The sequence below is a fragment of the Aureimonas altamirensis genome, assembly GCF_023702225.1.
Lineage (GTDB): Bacteria > Pseudomonadota > Alphaproteobacteria > Rhizobiales > Rhizobiaceae > Aureimonas > Aureimonas altamirensis_B.
This window is the reverse complement of record NZ_JAMQCO010000002.1, coordinates 321,695-339,430: the sequence shown is the minus strand read 5'-3', so window position 1 is coordinate 339,430 and position 17,736 is coordinate 321,695. Positions and strand designations below refer to the sequence as shown.

The 17,736-nt window shown below is 62.6% G+C and carries 19 protein-coding genes; 15 read left to right on the top strand and 4 right to left on the bottom strand.

The features are described 5' to 3' along the window. Positions 1-126: 126 nt before the first annotated feature. From NDN16_RS04315 to NDN16_RS04280, 7 genes are all read left to right on the top strand, one after another. Positions 127-474: a phasin family protein gene (locus NDN16_RS04315; RefSeq protein WP_251112383.1), complete on the top strand. Its 348-nt coding sequence runs from the start codon at positions 127-129 to the stop codon at positions 472-474. Between the two features lie 155 nt (positions 475-629). Then, the gene (locus tag NDN16_RS04310) at positions 630-1,529 is read left to right on the top strand and encodes a hypothetical protein (RefSeq protein ID WP_251112382.1); all 900 of its coding nucleotides are present in this window, start codon (positions 630-632) and stop codon (positions 1,527-1,529) included. Between the two features lie 26 nt (positions 1,530-1,555). Beyond that, a complete protein-coding gene (locus tag NDN16_RS04305) occupies positions 1,556-3,322 on the top strand; it encodes a hypothetical protein (RefSeq protein ID WP_285292401.1) in 1,767 nt (588 codons plus the stop codon). 294 nt (positions 3,323-3,616) lie between these two features. Beyond that, positions 3,617-3,946, top strand: a complete 330-nt coding sequence (gene clpS, locus NDN16_RS04295; protein ID WP_060602095.1) for an ATP-dependent Clp protease adapter ClpS — start codon at positions 3,617-3,619, stop codon at positions 3,944-3,946. Between the two features lie 8 nt (positions 3,947-3,954). Then, on the top strand, positions 3,955-6,441 hold the full coding sequence (gene clpA, locus NDN16_RS04290) for an ATP-dependent Clp protease ATP-binding subunit ClpA (RefSeq protein WP_251112379.1): 2,487 nt from the start codon (positions 3,955-3,957) through the stop codon (positions 6,439-6,441). Between the two features lie 123 nt (positions 6,442-6,564). Continuing rightward, positions 6,565-7,293: an AzlC family ABC transporter permease gene (locus NDN16_RS04285; protein WP_251112563.1), complete on the top strand. Its 729-nt coding sequence runs from the start codon at positions 6,565-6,567 to the stop codon at positions 7,291-7,293. Then, positions 7,286-7,651 carry an AzlD domain-containing protein gene (locus NDN16_RS04280; RefSeq protein WP_251112378.1) on the top strand — a complete coding sequence of 122 codons (366 nt, stop codon included), beginning with the start codon at positions 7,286-7,288 and terminating at the stop codon, positions 7,649-7,651. Before NDN16_RS04285 ends, NDN16_RS04280 begins: the two co-directional genes overlap by 8 nt. On the opposite strand, the gene NDN16_RS04275 is transcribed toward NDN16_RS04280, so the two are convergent. From NDN16_RS04275 to NDN16_RS04260, 4 genes are read right to left on the bottom strand one after another with little or no spacing between them, the layout of a single operon-like run. Next, positions 7,644-8,069, bottom strand: a complete 426-nt coding sequence (locus NDN16_RS04275) for an HIT family protein (RefSeq protein WP_251112377.1) — start codon at positions 8,067-8,069, stop codon at positions 7,644-7,646. The genes NDN16_RS04280 and NDN16_RS04275 overlap by 8 nt on opposite strands. A gap of 35 nt (positions 8,070-8,104) precedes the next feature. After that, positions 8,105-9,292, bottom strand: a complete 1,188-nt coding sequence (locus NDN16_RS04270; RefSeq protein ID WP_251112376.1) for a GNAT family N-acetyltransferase — start codon at positions 9,290-9,292, stop codon at positions 8,105-8,107. Between the two features lie 48 nt (positions 9,293-9,340). After that, entirely contained in the window at positions 9,341-10,072 is a 732-nt protein-coding gene (locus NDN16_RS04265; RefSeq protein ID WP_251112375.1) for a glycerophosphodiester phosphodiesterase family protein, read from the bottom strand. After that, a complete protein-coding gene (locus tag NDN16_RS04260; protein WP_251112374.1) occupies positions 10,065-10,532 on the bottom strand; it encodes a RidA family protein in 468 nt (155 codons plus the stop codon). Before NDN16_RS04260 ends, NDN16_RS04265 begins: the two co-directional genes overlap by 8 nt. Before the next feature lie 71 nt (positions 10,533-10,603). Between NDN16_RS04260 and NDN16_RS04255 the strand changes: the two genes are divergently transcribed. The 8 genes from NDN16_RS04255 (at position 10,604) to rseP (ending at position 17,687) form a co-directional block, all read left to right on the top strand. Continuing rightward, positions 10,604-11,416 carry an EipB family protein gene (locus NDN16_RS04255; RefSeq protein ID WP_251112373.1) on the top strand — a complete coding sequence of 271 codons (813 nt, stop codon included), beginning with the start codon at positions 10,604-10,606 and terminating at the stop codon, positions 11,414-11,416. Positions 11,417-11,604: 188 nt separating this feature from the next. Further along, complete coding sequence (rpsB, locus tag NDN16_RS04250) at positions 11,605-12,393, top strand: 30S ribosomal protein S2 (RefSeq protein ID WP_251112372.1); 789 nt, start codon at positions 11,605-11,607, stop codon at positions 12,391-12,393. Between the two features lie 113 nt (positions 12,394-12,506). Next, entirely contained in the window at positions 12,507-13,433 is a 927-nt protein-coding gene (gene tsf, locus NDN16_RS04245) for a translation elongation factor Ts (RefSeq protein ID WP_251112371.1), read from the top strand. A gap of 141 nt (positions 13,434-13,574) precedes the next feature. Next, entirely contained in the window at positions 13,575-14,306 is a 732-nt protein-coding gene (gene pyrH, locus NDN16_RS04240) for a UMP kinase (protein WP_251112370.1), read from the top strand. Positions 14,307-14,343: 37 nt separating this feature from the next. Further along, positions 14,344-14,901, top strand: a complete 558-nt coding sequence (gene frr, locus NDN16_RS04235) for a ribosome recycling factor (protein ID WP_251112369.1) — start codon at positions 14,344-14,346, stop codon at positions 14,899-14,901. Between the two features lie 38 nt (positions 14,902-14,939). Continuing rightward, positions 14,940-15,656 carry an isoprenyl transferase gene (locus tag NDN16_RS04230; RefSeq protein WP_353050190.1) on the top strand — a complete coding sequence of 239 codons (717 nt, stop codon included), beginning with the start codon at positions 14,940-14,942 and terminating at the stop codon, positions 15,654-15,656. A 3-nt stretch (positions 15,657-15,659) separates the two neighbouring features. Beyond that, positions 15,660-16,511 (top strand): phosphatidate cytidylyltransferase, encoded by an 852-nt coding sequence (locus NDN16_RS04225; RefSeq protein WP_251112368.1) that lies wholly within the window; start codon positions 15,660-15,662, stop codon positions 16,509-16,511. Positions 16,512-16,547: 36 nt separating this feature from the next. Next, positions 16,548-17,687 (top strand): RIP metalloprotease RseP, encoded by a 1,140-nt coding sequence (rseP, locus tag NDN16_RS04220; protein ID WP_251112367.1) that lies wholly within the window; start codon positions 16,548-16,550, stop codon positions 17,685-17,687. The last annotated feature ends 49 nt before the right edge of the window (positions 17,688-17,736 follow it).

Genomic DNA, 17,736 nt, shown 5'->3' with positions numbered 1-17,736 from the left:
CTCCCTCGAAAGTCTGCGATTCCGAGATCGGCCGCAACGCACAATGAGTTGCATTTCATTGTGCAATGCAATATAACGACCGGGTATTGTTGCATTGCAGCACATTCAATCGAAGGGAGTGAGAACATGACGGTATACGAGGACACCAGCCGCTTTGGTAAGGACGCCATGGATGGCGCGCTGAAGTCGGTTTCGGCGGTGACGCGCGGCTTCCAGATGCTGGCGTCGGAGACGGGTGACTACACCAAGCGCTCCTACGAGCAGTCGACCGAGCTGATGGAGAAGATGACGCAGGTCCGCACCCTGGACAAGGTGTTCGAGCTGCAGGCGGATTATGCCAAGGCGGCTTACGAAGGCTGGGTTTCGCAGGCGACGAAGATGGGCGAGATCTGCTCGGACATGGCGCGCGAGAGCTACAAGCCGTTCGAGGCCGTCATGGGCAGCTTCCCCAAGCCGCAGGCCTTCAAGGCCTGAGCAGGCCGCCATCGGGGCTCCATCCGCACGGGGGCCTTGCAACCGGTTCAATGGAAACCGCGTCCGGCAACGGGCGCGGTTTTTTGCTTTACTGGTAAACATTATAACGATAGAGCGCGAAGGATATCGTTATGACGTATGGTGGTTAAAGCGTGATGGCTGTAAAGAAGCTCGCCGGGTCGGCAACGGTGCCGAGCTCAAATGTCTTCCTTTGGGATGGATCTACCGCCGTCAGGGTCGTGGCGGGGTCGACCGTGTCGGTGCAAGCCAAACGGGGCATTCGTTATCGTTTGCAGAACAGCCTGGATCCAGACGGCAAGCCATTCGACGGAGAGGTTTTCGCCCTCAGGGATAATGACGACAATCTTGTCGTGCTTTTGCAAGGCCACACGAAGATCGTCCTTGAGGACTTCTTCCTGGCTTGCGACGACGCGGCCTGTGCCATCGAACTGCCGAACGTGGATAACCACCTTAAGATGATCGATGGTGGCACCGTCGCCTCGATGATCGCCCAGGATGGTTCGCAGTACATCTATTCGTTTGCAGGGTCGCACGAACCGAGTTCGATAATCGACGCGTTCTCTGCGCAGTACGGCATTACAAGAGAGTTTGGAGATTTGATTGCAAACGGGTCCGTGCAGCGGCCGATGTACCTCCCGGTTCTCGGTGGGCTGGGCGGGCTCGGTGTTGCCGGCGCAACTCTCGGCGGTGGCTCCGGCGGCGGATCCGACTCCGGATACGTCATCACGACAGTCACGACGCCGCCCGTGGTCTCAACCGCCAGGAGCATGCATGTATCCGGGAGCGTGGTCGCGGGCCCGGTGATCGACGGTCATGGCTTGGAAGTCACCTTCTACGATCTGAACGGCAACCTGATTGCCGGCGCGATCGCTGTTGCAAGCGACGGTACATTCGAGGTGGACTTGCCCAAGGGATACAGCGGTGTTCTGCTGGCTCGTGTCTCGGACAAAACCGATGGCGCGCAGACTACCTTGACGAGGCGACGGGGAATGCGGCCGACCTTTCGGGAGAGCTTCGTCTGTATCTCTTCGTGAACGGCGAGGAGTCCGCGAAGGTTACGGTGTCGCCTCTCTCCGAACTGGCGGTCCGTTATGCAGAGAAGATCGCGGGCCATGGGGTTGTCGCGGAGAGCACGGCCAGAGCCGCAAACGATTACGTCGCTGCCGCCCTTGGCATCCCCGGTGAAATTCATCAGCCGGCAGCAGCCGTGATCGACAAGTATGGGCAGGTCAGTACCGAGTCCAACTATGTCGGCAAGCTTCTGGCGTCCATGTCCGGGCTGTCGGCAGATTTCGGTTATGAGCAATCCTTCGAGTATATGCTGCTGGCCTTGGACAAGAACGATCTGAACACCCCGGCTTACTTGCTTTCCTTCGGAGCGCAGGCGGTCGACAGGGCAAATCAGAATTTGCATCTGGTTGCTTCCATGGCCAGCGACTCGCCGATTTTCGCGCAGGCCAACGAGATTCGTTTGGCGGTGATGGATGGGATAAAACGCGAAATAAGAGTTCAGGTTTTGTCAAATATCGGTCCCGAGGACGCGGCCGGGATGACCGCCGATACAGTGGCCCATCTGTCGGCGGAGGATATGAAGTATATTCCGGCCGAAGCCCTGGCGCATATCAACGCGTCTCAGTTGGCCGCAGCCCAATTGACGTATTTGTCCGGCGAGCAAATGGAAGCCCTTTATGGGTTGCAGGTTCAGACGGGGGATTTGGGTACGAACTCCGATTTCACGCTTGACAGGCGTCCAGAATTATTCGGCACCTTGAATGCGCCGCTACCACAAGGTGCATCCTTGGCGATCATCGCGGGCGAAGACCAAATCGGGACTGCGACATTATCGGAGGACCGTCTGACCTGGACGTTCGAGCCGTCCGAAGAGCTCGATACACTTCCATATGCCATCGGAGTTGCCGTCAGCACGCCGGAGATGTCGTCCCTGCAACCGGGCAAGCCGCTGAACCTAGACATTCGCGACGTGGCGATGCTGTCTACGAGCGAAATCGGACAGTTGCCGGCGGATCACTTGAGCAACATCGACGCTGCGTCTTTTGATGGGTTGACAATCGACCAGCTGGAGGCGCTGACCGTGGCGCAACTGGCGGTGATGAGCAACGAGCAAAAGTTGCATGCTTTTTCTCCGAGCGTCGACAGTCTGTTTTCCAACGGACATCAGTCCACTTCGATTTCGGTCTCCGCTGACGGACTGGAGCTTCATGGGAGTTTGAAGGCGCCAATTCCTGACGGTATAACTCTTAGTGTACCGTTGTTTGCGGACGGCCAGTTGGCCGGTGAGATCGATGTGACCGGTGCGACATGGATATGGCGGCCGACAAGCCCGATGCAGGACGGTTTGCATTACTTTAGCGCCGGTAGCGCAGTAAGTGCCAAATTCCTGATTGCGACCGTGGATTCGACCAGCCCCCATATCTCCAGCATATTTGCGTTTGTAAACGGCAGCATGAGCTTGTCAGCACAAGTCGGAAACGAATTGAGATTCATGATGTTGGTGGACGAGGTCGTCACCGTCGATACAACGGCCGGAACCCCAACACTGGATATAATCATCGGATCTACCGTGCGTCACCTTGCGATGACTCCTGCAAATGGCTCACTCCTCGAATTCTCCTATCGGGTTGCAGACGATGATATCGATCTAGACGGCGTCACGCTTGGTGAAGAGGCACTATCGTTGAATGGCGCCAGCATTCGTGACCTCGCTGGAAACGACATAGTGCTGGATAGCCAGTTTTACCTTTTGGGCAGCATGAGGGTTGGGGTCGCCAACTTCGTGGATACCAATCCATCGCCATTTCCGACCTAGGCGTTCTCGTGTCGATCCTCGGCGATCATTGAACTGCCGGGCCGGAAGCGGTCCGGCAGTATGCGTTTCGGCGTCTTTTTCACAGCGCCGATATGACATCCGCGCAAGTTTTCGGGCGTGCCCTTGCGCGCGCCGGCAAACGGGGCGACCATCCGTTTCGTTGTTGAGGCCATGGCATCGACATGTCGCATCGGGACGCGTCTTATAATGACGTCGCTAATGCTTACATATCGATCCATGACGATGGTGGCATTGAGAGACACGGACTTGGTCGAGGCGCATTCGGTAATCATCATGCAAGCCGGGCAGGCGGGCGACGGCGACACGGATCGCGGCACGTCCGTCATCACGCGTACGAAGACGAAAACCAAGAGGCCAAGTCTTTACAGGGTCTTGCTCCTCAACGACGATTATACCCCGATGGAGTTCGTCGTTCATGTTCTCGAACGCTTCTTCCAGAAGGACAGGGAAGCAGCCACCCGGATCATGTTGCATGTGCACAAGCATGGTGTCGGTGAGTGCGGAGTTTACACATACGAGGTCGCGGAGACGAAGGTCACGCAGGTCATGGATTTCGCCCGTCAGCACCAACATCCGCTGCAATGCGTGATGGAAAAGAATTGAGGTGAAGCTTGCCTACATTTTCTCCCAGTCTCGAACGGTCGCTCCACCAGGCGCTGACATTCGCCAATGAACGTCACCAGGAATTCGCCACGCTGGAGCATCTCCTGCTGGCGCTGCTCGAGGATGCCGACGCCGCGGCCGTGCTGCGTGGATGCAGCGTCGATATCGACACGCTGCGCGGAGCCCTGGTCGAGTACATCGATACCGAACTTGCCAATCTCGTCACCGGCAGCGACGAGGATTCCAAGCCGACGGCCGGTTTCCACCGGGTCATCCAGCGGGCCGTCATTCATGTCCAGTCATCCGGCCGTGAAGAGGTGACAGGCGCCAATGTGCTGGTTGCCATCTTCGCCGAACGCGAAAGCCACGCCGCCTTCTTCCTGCAAGAGCAGGAAATGACCCGATACGATGCCGTTAATTTCATTTCCCACGGAATTTCCAAGCGACCCGGTGGCGCCGAAAGCCGATCCGTTCGCGGAGCTGAGGACGAGCAATCGACCATGGGGCAGTCGCACGAGGAAGAAGGACGCCGCAAGGAGAAGCAGGATGCGCTGAGCGCCTACTGCGTCAACCTGAACGAAAAGGCGCGCACGGGGCGGATCGATCCGCTCATCGGCCGCGCCGACGAGATCAACCGCACCATCCAGGTGCTGTGCCGCCGCTCGAAGAACAATCCGCTCTACGTGGGTGATCCGGGCGTCGGGAAGACCGCCATCGCCGAAGGCCTGGCCAAGCGGATCGTCGAGGGCGACGTGCCCGAGGTGCTGGCCGACGCCACCATCTTTTCGCTGGACATGGGCACGCTCCTTGCCGGCACGCGCTACCGCGGCGACTTCGAGGAGCGGCTCAAGCAGGTGGTCAAGGAGCTGGAGGAGTATCCCGGCGCCGTCCTCTTCATCGACGAGATCCACACCGTCATCGGTGCGGGGGCCACATCCGGCGGCGCGATGGATGCCTCCAACCTGTTGAAGCCGGCTCTCTCCTCCGGCGCGATCCGTTGCATCGGCTCGACCACCTACAAGGAATACCGCCAGTTCTTCGAGAAGGACCGGGCCCTTGTGCGCCGCTTCCAGAAGATCGACGTCAAGGAGCCCAGCATCGACGATGCCGTGTCGATCCTGAAGGGGCTGAAGCCCTATTTCGAGGAGTTTCACCACGTCAGGTTCACCAACGAGGCAATCCGCTCCGCGGTGGAACTCTCGGCGCGTTACATCAATGACCGCAAGTTGCCCGACAAGGCGATCGACGTGATCGACGAAACGGGCGCGTCCCAGATGCTCCTGCCGGAGTCCCGGCGCAAGAAGCAGATCGGCGTCAAGGAAATCGAGGCCACCGTCGCCACCATGGCGCGGATACCGCCGAAATCGGTTTCCAAGGATGACGAGGCTGTCCTGGCCAATCTGGATACGCAACTCAAGCGTGTCGTCTACGGCCAGGATGCGGCCATCGACATGCTGACGGCGGCGATCAAGCTGTCGCGCGCGGGCCTTCGCGAGCCCGAGAAGCCCATCGGCAGCTACCTGTTCTCAGGGCCGACGGGCGTCGGCAAGACAGAAGTTGCCAAGCAGCTCGCGGCCTCGCTGGGCATCGAGCTCCTGCGGTTCGACATGTCGGAATATATGGAGCGCCATACGGTATCGCGTCTGATCGGCGCCCCTCCAGGATATGTCGGCTTCGACCAGGGCGGACTCCTGACCGATGGCGTGGACCAGCATCCGCACTGCGTGCTGCTGCTCGACGAGATCGAGAAGGCGCATCCCGACCTGTTCAACATCCTCCTGCAGGTCATGGATCATGGCAAGCTGACCGATCACAACGGCAAGCGTATCGATTTCCGCAACGTTATCCTGATCATGACGACCAATGCGGGCGCGGCGGATCTGCAGAAGGCGTCCATCGGCTTCACCTCCGCCAAGCGGACGGGCGACGACATGGAGGCGATCAACCGCCTGTTCACGCCGGAGTTCCGTAACCGGCTCGATGCGATCATCCCCTTCGCGCCGTTGCCGACGCCGGTGATCCACGAGGTGGTGCAGAAGTTCGTCATGCAGCTTGAGGCACAGCTTTCCGACCGTGGAGTGACCTTCGAGCTCGAGCCGGAAGCCGTCGTCTGGCTGGCGGACAAGGGCTATGACGAGAACATGGGCGCGCGGCCGCTGGGACGGGTGATCCAGAAATACATCAAGACGCCGCTGGCGGACGAGGTCCTGTTCGGCAAGCTGAAGCGGGGTGGCACCGTCAAGGTGTCCGTCGTCGATGGCGCGGATGGCCGGGAACTCAAGCTCGAGGCAATCGCCGACGAGGCGCCGGCGCGCCGCAAATCGGCCGAAAGCCGCAGCCGCCGTCAGGCTCGAGTGGAGGAAGAGCAGGATGATTACGATGGCGGTGATGTCGCCGTCGCTTCCCCGCCGAAGGCCACTTCGCGGCCCGATGCCAAGCAGTCGTCGGCACGGCGCGGCGGCACCGTGCCGAAGGTGCCGCGCAACAAGCAATAGCGTGTCCTGGAGACGCGGATATGGAAGGGGCCTCGCGGCCCCTTCTTCGCGTCGGATACTATTTCCGGTAGCAAGTCACCCTTACCAAGTGTAGGTGATGACGGTCTTGGAGGGGCCGTGGCGATGGTGACTGTGCCGGGTGGAGATGCGTCCGGAGCCTATTGGTTCTTGCGGGGGATGCGGGGCATCCTCTCGATACCGGCGCTGATTCTGACCGTATCGATGGTCGGTTTTGCCGGGCTCGCCCGCGAGGCCGGCATCGACTGGCTGCACGCGACCTTCATGACCTTCACGATCTGGGCGCTGCCGGCCAAGATCATCGTGGTCGGCGCCATCACTGCGGGCCTTTCGTTACCCGCTGCCGCTCTGGCCGTGGCCCTGTCGTCCGTTCGGCTCATGCCGATGGTCGTGGCCTTGATGCCCGAATTGCGGGCGCCGCGCAGCAGCCGGTGGAGCATGCTCTTCCTGTCGCATTTCGTGGCGATCACCTGCTGGGTCTTCGCAATGGAGCACCTGCATGCCGTTCCGCGCGATAGGCGGCCCTTATTCTTCGCCGGGTTTGCGATACCGCTGACGCTCATCAATACGGTGGTGGTTGCCATCGCCTTCAACCTGATGGGCCATTTCCCGCCCCTGGTGGCCGGTGCGCTGGCATTCCTGACACCGGTCTACTTCCTGTTGTCGCTCTTCGGATCGGCGCGGGATGCCTCGGGCCGCTACGGGCTGTTCGTCGGCATGGCGCTGCTGCCGATCGCGCATTGGCTCGCGCCCGGTTTCGACATCCTGATTGCGGGCATCGTCGGCGGGCTCATCGCCTTCGCCATCGGCCGTATGGAGGCCCGGCATGGGTGATCTGACCTTCTTCGGCTTGTCCCAGCCGTGGTGGCCTTATCTGTTCATTCTTCTCGCAGGGTGGCTGCCAACCGATATCTGGCGCTATCTCGGTGTATTGTCGGCCGGCCGCATGTCCGAGCGCTCTCCCGGCATCGCCCTCGTGCGTGCCGTGGCCACGGCCCTCGTGGCGGCCGTGATCGCCCGGCTGGTCCTTTATCCGGGCGGTACGCTGGAGGAAGTCGCGATGGCGTGGCGCGTCGGCGCGGTCTGCGTCGGGTTCGGGATCTACCTGGGCACGGGACGCAGCATCATTGCAGGCATCCTGGCCTCGCAGGCAGTGTTGCTGACAGGCGCCTGGCAGGCAGGGCTTATCTGAACGCCGCGCGGATCTTCTGCGCCTGTTCCTCGAGAAGGGCGGTATCGGCCATGCCGGATGCGTGTGCCTTCAATTCCTGGCCCTCGTAACGGGGGACGACATGGATATGCAGGTGAAACACCGTCTGGCCACCCGCCGCCTCGTTGAACTGGGAAATGACGATTCCGTCGGCGCCCATGCCTTCCTTCACGGCCCGCGCCAGCCGGGCGACGATGGGGAGCAGCTGCGAAAGGGTCTCGTCCTCGGCGTCGAGCAGGTTGCGCGATGGCGCCTTCGGCAGCACCAGGCAGTGACCGGGCGATTGCGGCATGACGTCCATGATCCCAATGGCTTCGGGCAGGTCGAAGAGCTTCACGCTGGGTATTTCGCCCTTGAGGATCCTGGCGAAGATGTTGTCGTCCTGATACGCGGTCGTCATTCTCGAAACCTGTCTCCGGTATGTGTCGATCGTCTTCATTCACCCTTGCGGAACGGTGTCTCGGCCGCAAGGGATACCTGCTCGGAGATCATCGCTCGCCGCTCGCGCAGGAGATGCTCCTCCACGGCCCGGCGCAGGCCCTGATGCGCAAGGTAGTGGTAGGAGCGCGTGAGCACCGGCTCATACCCTCGGGCGATCTTGTGGTCGCCCTGGGCACCGGCTTCCACCACGTCCAGCCCGTGCGCCAGCGCGTAGTCGATCGCCTGATTATAACAAAGCTCGAAATGCAGGAAGGGGTGGTCTTCGACGCAACCCCAGTAGCGCCCGTAAAGCCGATCCGGACCGATGATATTCATGGCGCCGGCAATGTATCGTCCATCGCGTCGCGCCATGACGAGCAGCAGTTCGTCGGCCATCGTCTCCGCCAGCAGGTGAAAGAAGCCTTTGTTCAGATAGGGTCGCCCCCATTTGCGGCTTCCCGTGTCCATGTAGAAGGCAAACATGGCGTCCAGCGCCTCTTGCGTCAGCGTGGAGCCGCTCAGCCATTCAACCTCCATGCCTGCGGCCAGCGCATCCCTGCGTTCTCTGCGGAGTGATTTTCTTTTGCGTGATGAAAGGCTTGAGAGGAAATCCTCGTAAGTCGCATAACCGCGGTTGAAGAAGTGATACTGGATGTCGAGCCGCTCCAGCAGGCCGGCTTCGGCCAGGGCGGCGGCGTCTTCCTCGACGAGGAAGGTCGCATGGGCGGAGGACAAGCCGGTCTGGCCGACATAGGCGATGATGGATCGCGCCAGGAGTTCACGGGCGGCGTTGCCGCCATTGCCGACAAGCAGGCGCGGGCCGGTGGCCGGTGTGAACGGGACGGCAATCTGGAGCTTCGGATAATAATGGCCACCCGCGCGTTCGAACGCATCGGCCCAGCCGTGGTCGAAGACATACTCGCCCTGGCTATGCAGTTTCAGATAGGCGGGAACCGCGCCGATCATGCAGCCATCGCGTTCCAGCAGAAGGTGCTGCGGCAGCCACCCCGCATCTTCGCCGACACTGCCTGAACGCTCCAGCGCTTCGAGGAAGGCATGGCGAAGAAACGGGTTGCCGCGCCCGTCGGGAGCGGCAAGCGCGTTCCATCGGTCGGCATCCAGCGTCGCGATACTGTCGGCCACACGAAGGGTGAGGCCGCTCGACGCGCCGCCGGAGCGGTTCTCGTCTGTGTTGACGGTCATGGAATCTCCCGACCTGTCGCGGGCCGCCGGAAACGACAGGCCGCAGGCCTATCGCGGGAGGAAGCCCTCGAACGTCATCTGATCGACATAAATGCGGCTGCGCTCCACATCGTCCGGCGTGCGCACCGTCCAGCTTATGACGGGTAGATGGAGTTCCTGACGCACCCATTCAACGAAGGGATTCGGCAGGTGGTGCACATTGTATGAAACGAAGTCGCAGCCCCGTTCCACGATTGCGCGGTGCGCAGCCAGCTTTTCGTCGCGCGTGCCTTCGGCGGTCAGGCCCAACGGCACCTTGCGCCGCAGCGGCAGCGCGTCGGCCAGCAGCCATTCGTCGAAGGACATCAGCGCAAGCGGGCCGTCATAGGCAAGAACCGTCGGCGACAGGGCGCGCACGAAGCCGGCATCGGCGGCGGCGCTGGTTCCCTTCATCTCGACGATCAGGGGAACGCGCCCGGCCACGAGCTCCATCAGGGCGGCGAGCGTCGGCACGCCGTCCGTTGTGCCGGCCAGCCGTATCGCGGCCAGTTCGGCCGAGCCGAGGCTGGAGACATCCTTCTCCATGCCGGCCATGCGGGCCAGATCGCCATCATGGAACACGACGGGCACGCCGTCGGCCGCAATGTGGATATCGCATTCTATTGCATAGCCTGCCTCCATGGCGGCGCGGAACGCCGCCATGGAGTTTTCGGCGACATGGATGTTGCCGTCGTGCAGGCCGCGATGGGCGATAGGCCGCCGCGTCAGCCAGTCGATCGCGGATAGGGGGCTGTCAGGCAATCTCGAACACAGCCTCGATCTCGACCGCGGCTCCCATCGGAAGCGCCGGCACGCCGACCGCGGACCGGGAATGCCTGCCGATATCGCCCAGAAGCTCGACCATCAGGTCCGATGCGCCGTTGGCCACCTTGTGCTGGTCGGTAAAGGACGGCGCGCTGGCGACGAAGACGGTCAGCTTCAGCAGGCGGCGAATCCGCTTAAGGTCTCCGCCGAGGGCCGCCTTGGCCTGGGCCAGGATGTTCAACGCACAATGACGGGCGGCTTCCTGCCCTTGCTCGAGGGTTACGCCTTCCCCCAGCGTACCCGTGACCGCCAGGCCACCATCGGCCATCGGCAACTGGCCGGATGTCTGGAGGATGTTGCCATAGGTGACATAAGCGACATAATTGGCCGCCGGCGCCGCCGCGGCGGGAAGCTTGAGGCCCTTTGCGGCAAGACGGCTTTCGATGGAATCTGTCATGGATACTCCGACTGCATGTTGCGGGGCGAATGTCCAACGGCGCGTCCAATAAGGCAAGGGGATCGAAGGTTTTGCCGAGCATCGACAACAGAGCCCTTATCGGCATCGCGGCCTTGGCCGTCCTGGCGGTCTGCCTGCCGGCAGAAGCCGCGCCGCTCCGCCCCCATCAGGCCGTCTACGACCTGTCGCTGGCCGGGCAGACGGAAGATATACTGGCGGTCGAAGGCCGCATCGCCTTCACGCTCAATGCCAGGGCCTGCGGCGACTACGACCTCGACTATCGTTTCGCGGCACGCTTCCACAAGGACGGCGAGATGACCCTGACGGACCAGCGCACGCGGTCCACGGAGAAGGCCTTCGGAAAGGAATTCTCGTTCGAGACGACGACCTTCGTCGACGGGCTCGACCAGGGGGCCGTGAAGGGCGCCGCCGTCAATGCGCCCGACGGTACCGATGTCACGCTCCAGGAGCCTGTCAGTCGGGGTTTCAAGCTTCCGCTGTCGCGCTTTCCGCTGAGCCATACCGAAGAGCTCATCAACCAGGGCCGAAAGGGAACCCGCTTCTTCGAGGCGCGCCTGTTCGATGGGGACCCCGAGGCCGAGAAGCTTCTGACGACCACCTCCGTCATCCTGCCCGTCAAGGAAGGCACGCCGCCGGCGGAGGGCGGCCGGACGGGCGAGGAACTGGCCGGCCTCCAATCATGGATGATCGACGAATCCTACTTCAACAGCGATTCCGACGGGGATGGGCAACCCGTTTTCCGTGCACGCTACCGACTTTACGAAAACGGCGTGTCGGACCAGATGCTGCTGGATTTCGGCGCCTATGAGTTGAAAGGCGACCTCGCCAACCTTAAATATCTGTCGTCGCCGGACTGCGAATAAGGGCGGTTTCGGCGTCGTTTCAAAGCGGTGATTGTGTCGTTCGGCTTGCCTTTGCAGCCGCCATGTTGTATGCGCCGCGCTATTCCACACACGGATATCGGGTTCTGTCGCGACGCGGCGGCTCCCTCCGGTGGCGGTTCATCCGCTTCGATCCGTGGAGGTTAAACCGGTCAAAAGGATAGATCGACATGGCTTTGCCAGATTATTCCATGCGCCAGCTTCTCGAAGCCGGCGTTCACTTCGGGCACCAGACCCACCGCTGGAACCCGCGCATGGCTCCTTACATCTTCGGCGCGCGCAACAACATCCACATCCTGGATCTGTCGCAGACGGTGCCGATGCTGCACAAGGCGCTGCAGACGGTGTCCGACACGGTCGCCCGCGGCGGCCGCGTGCTGTTCGTCGGTACCAAGCGCCAGGCTTCCGAGCTGGTGGCCGATGCCGCCAACCGTTCGGCCCAGTATTACGTCAACGCGCGCTGGCTCGGCGGCATGCTGACCAACTGGAAGACGATCTCCAACTCCATCCAGCGTCTGCGCAAGCTCGACGAGATCCTGTCCGGCGAGGCCCAGGGCTTCACCAAGAAGGAGCGCCTGACCCTGCAGCGCGAGCGCGACAAGCTCGACCGCGCGCTGGGCGGCATCAAGGACATGGGTGGCGTTCCGGACCTGATCTTCATCGTCGACACCAACAAGGAAGCGATCGCGATCGACGAGGCCAAGCGCCTCAACATCCCGGTCGTCGCCGTCGTCGATTCCAACAGCGATCCTTCCCGTATCGATTTCCCGATCCCGGGCAATGACGACGCATCGCGCGCCATCGCGCTGTATTGCGACCTCATCGCACGCGCGGCGGTCGACGGCATCGCCCGCCAGCAGGGCGCCATGGGCGTGGATGTCGGTGCGATGGAAACCGCTCCGGAAGAGACGGCCGCTGCCGACGAGGCCGAGACCGGCGAACAGAGCGCCGCTGCTTGATAAGCGCCGGCTCCTGATGTTCTCAATCGATGGCGCCTGTTATCCGGGCGTCATCTTAGGGGCGCACCTTCCAGCCGGAGCGGTGCGCCCGTCTGTTTCCAAAGGCTTTATCTATGACAATTACCGCCTCGATGGTGAAGGAACTGCGCGAGAAGACCGGCGCGGGCATGATGGACTGCAAGACCGCTCTTGCCGAGACCAATGGCGACATGGAAGCCGCCATCGACTGGCTGCGCGCAAAGGGCATCGCCAAGGCCGACAAGAAGGCCGGCCGCACGGCTGCCGAGGGCCTCGTCGGCGTTGCCGCCGGGGACAACAAGGCCATCGTCGCGGAAGTCAACTCCGAGACGGACTTCGTCGCCCGTAACGATGCCTTCCAGGCGCTGGTGCGCGACATTGCCGAGGTTGGTCTTTCCACCGACGGCTCCACCGAGGCCGTCGCTTCCGCGACGATGCCGGGAAGCGGCAAGTCGGTCTCCGACACCGTCAAGGATGCGGTCGCCACCATCGGCGAAAATCTGGGCCTGCGCCGCACCGCGATGCTGAGCGTATCCAACGGCGTCGTCGCGACCTACATCCACAACCAGGTCGCAGACGGCCTCGGCAAGCTCGGCGTTCTCGTGGCCATCGAGTCGGATGGCGACAAGGCCGCGCTCACGCAGTTCGGTCGCCAGGTGGCGATGCACGTCGCCGCGACGAACCCGCTTGCCCTCAGCAACGACGAGGTCGACAGCGCGACCGTCGAGCGCGAGCGCGCGATCTTCATCGATCAGTCGCGCCAGTCCGGCAAGCCCGAGAACATCATCGAGAAGATGGTCGAAGGCCGCATGCGCAAGTTCTTCGAAGAGGTCGTGCTGACGAGCCAGGCGTTCGTCATCAACCCCGACCTGACCGTCGGCGCCGCGCTCAAGCAGGCCGAAGGATCGTTTGGCGCCCCGGCGCGCATCACCGGCTTCGTCCGCTTCGCGCTGGGCGAGGGGATCGAGCGTGAAGAAAGCGACTTCGCCGCAGAAGTCGCCGCCGCGGCCGGCAAGAAGTAATCGACCGTCACGAATGTGGATTGAAAGGGCGTCCGCTTGGCAAGTGGACGCCCTTCCTGTATCGCAAGCCGACGTTACGTCGCGCTGTCAGGTCCGGGGCCGGAAAATCGCTTTCCGCCGACGGTCCGTGACGGTCGGACCATGGCTCGACAGGGAAGACTGACCTTGCGTTACAAAAGCGTACTTCTGAAAGTATCCGGCGAAGCGCTCATGGGCGCGCAGGGCTTCGGCATCGACGTCGCCGTCGCGGACAGGATCGCGGCCGACATCCGCCAGGTGCGCGAACTCGGCGTCAGGATCTCCGTCGTCATCGGCGGCGGCAATATCTTTCGCGGCGTCGCCGTGGCCTCCAAGGGCGGCGACCGCGTCACTGGCGACCACATGGGCATGCTCGCCACCGTCATCAACGCCCTGGCGTTGCGGACCTCCCTTACCAAGATCGGCGTGGACGCGATCGTGCTATCGGCCATCGCCATGCCGGAGATATGCGAAAGCTTCTCGCAGAGGGCGGCGCTGGCCCACGCGCAGGCCGGCCGGGTGGTGATCTTCGCAGGCGGGACGGGCAACCCCTTCTTCACCACCGATTCCGCAGCCGCCCTGCGCGCCGCCGAGATGGGCGTGGAGGCGCTGTTCAAGGGCACGCAGGTCGACGGCATCTACAGCGCCGACCCGAAGCTCTATCCCGATGCCGAGCGCTTCGAGACGCTGACGCACGACGAAGTCCTGCAGAAGGGGCTTGCGGTCATGGATATCGCGGCCGTGGCGCTGGCGCGGGAAAACCATATCCCGATCGTGGTCTTCTCGATCCACGAAGACGGCGAATTCGCCCGGATCCTGTCCGGGCAGGGGCGCGCGACGATCGTGTCCGACTGACGCGCCGCCCGAACACAGTTTCAAAAGAGGACAGAACATGGCCGACTTCGACGTCAATGAAATCAAGCGCCGCATGGATGGAGCCGTGAGCGCCTTCAAGAGCGATCTTGCCGGACTTCGTACGGGACGGGCCTCCGCCAACCTGCTCGATCCCATCACAGTCGACGCCTACGGATCCTCGATGCCGATCAACCAGGTGGCCAACGTCACGGTGCCGGAAGCCCGCATGATCGCTGTGTCCGTATGGGACAAGTCGATGGTCGGCGCGGTCGAGCGCGCCATCCGCGACAGCAATCTGGGCCTCAACCCGATTACCGACGGCACGACCCTGCGGATCCCGCTGCCAGAGCTGAACGAGCAGCGCCGCAAGGAACTGGTCAAGGTTGCGCATCAATATGCCGAGAATGCCCGCGTCGCCGCGCGCCACGTGCGCCGCGACGGGATGGATGCCTTGAAGAAGATGGAGAAGGACGGCGACATCGGGCAGGATGAAAGCCGCCAGACGTCGGACAAGGTCCAGAAGATGACCGACGACACCGTATCGGAGATCGACAAGCTGCTGGTCGCCAAGGAAGGCGAGATCATGCAGGTCTGACCGGGCGCCGGCTGGATTCGAAAGGAAGGCAGGTCGACGTGCGGCACCCCCGACATATCGCGATCATCATGGACGGTAACGGCCGCTGGGCGAAGGCCCGCGGCCTGCCGCGGACCATGGGGCACCGCCGTGGGGTGGAAGCTCTGCGCGATGCCGTACGTGCGGTCGGTCAACTCGGAATCGAGGTTCTGACGCTCTTCGCCTTCTCGTCGGAAAACTGGCGACGGCCGCAGGACGAAGTCAGCGAATTGATGTCGCTGCTGAAGATCTTCATCCGGCGCGACCTTGCGGAACTGCATCGCGAAGGCGTCCGGGTGCGCATCATCGGCGCCCGCGACAACCTCCCGAGCGATATCCTCGGCCTTTTGGAAGAGGCCGAAAGCCTGACGCGCGGCAATACCGGGACAACACTGGTGATCGCCTTCAATTACGGCGCGCGCGACGAGATCGCACGGGCCGCGCGGCGCATCGCCGAGCGCGTCGCCGCAGGCGAACTGCGCAGTGAGGATGTCGACGCCTCGGCGATGGACGCCCACATGGACACGGCGGGGCTGCCCGAACTCGATCTCATCATCCGCACGAGCGGCGAGCAGAGGCTGTCCAACTTCCTCCTCTGGCAGTCGGCCTATGCCGAACTGGTTTTTCTGCCATGCCTCTGGCCCGATTTCGACCGTGCCGCCCTGCAGGGCGCGCTGGATGAATATGCCTCGCGTGATCGTCGCTTCGGCGCCGTGTCGCAAGAGATCGCGTCCTGATCGATGGGCCTGGAGATCGGACGGTTCCTGCGTGCGAAATCCTGGGGCGATCTTAAGCCGCGCCTGATTTCGGCCGTCATCCTGGGTCTGGCGGTGCTGGCGTTGGCCATCATGGGCGGCTTGCCCTTCCGTATCCTGTGCGTCGTAACGGGTTTCATCGTCTTCGACGAATGGGCGCGCATCACCGGGGCCAAGCGTTCCGGCCCGCTGTTCGACGTCGCCCGGAACGCCTTGGCCCTGTCTCTTCTGGCCTTCCTGTTCCATTTCGAACTCCTGGCCCTTGCCATCGTGGCATTCGTGGCGATTTTCATCGCCTTCGTCGACCGGCGCGAGAAGCGCGCCGACTGGGTTGCCGGCGGCCTCGTCTATGCCGCGATCGCAGGGCTTGCACCGGGTATGGTGCGCGGCGAGGACGTCGAGGGTCTGGCCGCGCTCGGTCTGGTCATCTGCGTCGTCTGGTCCACCGATATCGCCGCCTATTTCAGCGGGCGGACGTTCGGGGGGCCGAAGCTGATGCCGCTCGTCTCGCCCAAGAAGACGGTTTCCGGCGCCGTCGGCGGGCTCGTCGCCGGCGTGCTGGCCGGCTGGCTCTACACCTATCTCGTCAGCGGCGATGTCGGTTTCGGCATCCTGTTGCTCTCGGCCGTCCTGTCGGCAGTGGGGCAGGCAGGAGATCTCTACGAATCCTGGGTGAAGCGTCGTTTCGGCGTCAAGGATTCCGGCCGCCTGATCCCCGGCCATGGCGGCCTGATGGACAGGATCGACGCGCTCATCTTCGCCACGGCCGTCCTATGGCTCACGGGCCTGTTCGCAAGCGAGCTTGAAGAACCCGCCCGCGCCATATTTCACCTATAGGTCTTTTGCACACTTACATCTGGAGATAGGCACGTCATGGATGCAGCGGGCGCACTCGGTGCGGTCTGGGACAGCGCTCTCGTCAAGATCGTTCCGTTTCTTTTCGTCCTGACGGTCATCGTCTTCTTCCACGAACTCGGCCATTACCTGGTGGGCCGATGGTGCGGCATCCGCATCCTGGCCTTTTCGGTCGGCTTCGGAAAGGAACTGGTCGGCTTTACCGACCGGCACGGCACCCGCTGGAAGCTCTGCATGATTCCGCTGGGCGGCTACGTGAAGTTCCTCGGCGACGAGAACGCCGGCAGCATGCCAGACCGGGATGCGCTGGAGCATATGGACGATGCCGAGCGTCGCGGTGCTTTCCACGCGAAAAGCGTCGGGCGACGCGCCTTGACGGTAGCGGCCGGGCCCGTGGCCAATTTCATCCTGGCCATCGCGATCTTCGCGGGGGTGGCCTATTTCAACGGGCGTGTCGTGGGCGATCCGGTCGTGGCGGAAGTGCAGGCAGATTCGCCGGCTGCAACCGCCGGTATAATGCCCGGTGACCGGATCGTCAGCGCGGATGGGCAGGCCATCGCCTATTTCGGCGATTTCCAGCGCCATGTCGCCTCGCGCGCCAACATACCCATCGCGGTCGTCGTGGAGCGAGGCGGCTCGGAAGTACCCCTGACCGTAACTCCGCAGGAGCGGACGCAAACCGACCCGTTCGGTAACGAATATACCATGCCGGTCGTCGGCATCGTTGCGACGAATGCCGCGTCATCCTTTCGGGTCGAGGAACTGACGGTTCTGCAATCGCTGCAGTTCGGCGTCTCGCAAACCTGGTTCGTCACCGAGCGCACGGTGGATTTCATCGGCGGGCTGTTCCGCGGAGCGCAGCCGGTGGACCAGATCGGCGGACCGATCCGCATAGCGCAGATGTCGAGTCAGGCGGCAACCCTCGGTTTTGCCACGCTGCTCAACATGGCGGCCCTGCTGTCCATATCCATCGGCCTGCTGAATTTGCTGCCGATCCCCATCCTGGACGGGGGGCATCTCCTGTTCTACGCGGCCGAGGCGATCCGCGGGAAACCGCTGAGCGAACGCACGCAGGAGATCGGTTTCCGAATCGGGCTGGTCCTTGTAATGGGGCTCATGGTATTCGCATTCTCGAACGATCTCCTGCGGCTCGGCTGAAGCCGCGCCGCAAGGGGTCAGGGGACATCAGGGGGTTTGCCGATCGTTA

What these genes read in the sequence shown, in the direction of transcription:
- NDN16_RS04260 (WP_251112374.1), bottom strand. Translation starts at nt 10,532, where the DNA reads ATGACAGATTCCATCGAAAGCCGTCTTGCCGCAAAGGGCCTCAAGCTT.
- frr (WP_251112369.1), top strand. Translation starts at nt 14,344, where the DNA reads ATGGCCGACTTCGACGTCAATGAAATCAAGCGCCGCATGGATGGAGCC.
- NDN16_RS04280 (WP_251112378.1), top strand. Translation starts at nt 7,286, where the DNA reads ATGGGTGATCTGACCTTCTTCGGCTTGTCCCAGCCGTGGTGGCCTTAT.
- NDN16_RS04285 (WP_251112563.1), top strand. Translation starts at nt 6,565, where the DNA reads ATGGTGACTGTGCCGGGTGGAGATGCGTCCGGAGCCTATTGGTTCTTG.
- NDN16_RS04225 (WP_251112368.1), top strand. Translation starts at nt 15,660, where the DNA reads ATGGGCCTGGAGATCGGACGGTTCCTGCGTGCGAAATCCTGGGGCGAT.
- rseP (WP_251112367.1), top strand. Translation starts at nt 16,548, where the DNA reads ATGGATGCAGCGGGCGCACTCGGTGCGGTCTGGGACAGCGCTCTCGTC.
- rpsB (WP_251112372.1), top strand. Translation starts at nt 11,605, where the DNA reads ATGGCTTTGCCAGATTATTCCATGCGCCAGCTTCTCGAAGCCGGCGTT.
- tsf (WP_251112371.1), top strand. Translation starts at nt 12,507, where the DNA reads ATGACAATTACCGCCTCGATGGTGAAGGAACTGCGCGAGAAGACCGGC.
- NDN16_RS04310 (WP_251112382.1), top strand. Translation starts at nt 630, where the DNA reads ATGGCTGTAAAGAAGCTCGCCGGGTCGGCAACGGTGCCGAGCTCAAAT.
- NDN16_RS04270 (WP_251112376.1), bottom strand. Translation starts at nt 9,292, where the DNA reads ATGACCGTCAACACAGACGAGAACCGCTCCGGCGGCGCGTCGAGCGGC.
- NDN16_RS04315 (WP_251112383.1), top strand. Translation starts at nt 127, where the DNA reads ATGACGGTATACGAGGACACCAGCCGCTTTGGTAAGGACGCCATGGAT.
- NDN16_RS04275 (WP_251112377.1), bottom strand. Translation starts at nt 8,069, where the DNA reads ATGACGACCGCGTATCAGGACGACAACATCTTCGCCAGGATCCTCAAG.
- pyrH (WP_251112370.1), top strand. Translation starts at nt 13,575, where the DNA reads ATGGCTCGACAGGGAAGACTGACCTTGCGTTACAAAAGCGTACTTCTG.
- clpS (WP_060602095.1), top strand. Translation starts at nt 3,617, where the DNA reads ATGCAAGCCGGGCAGGCGGGCGACGGCGACACGGATCGCGGCACGTCC.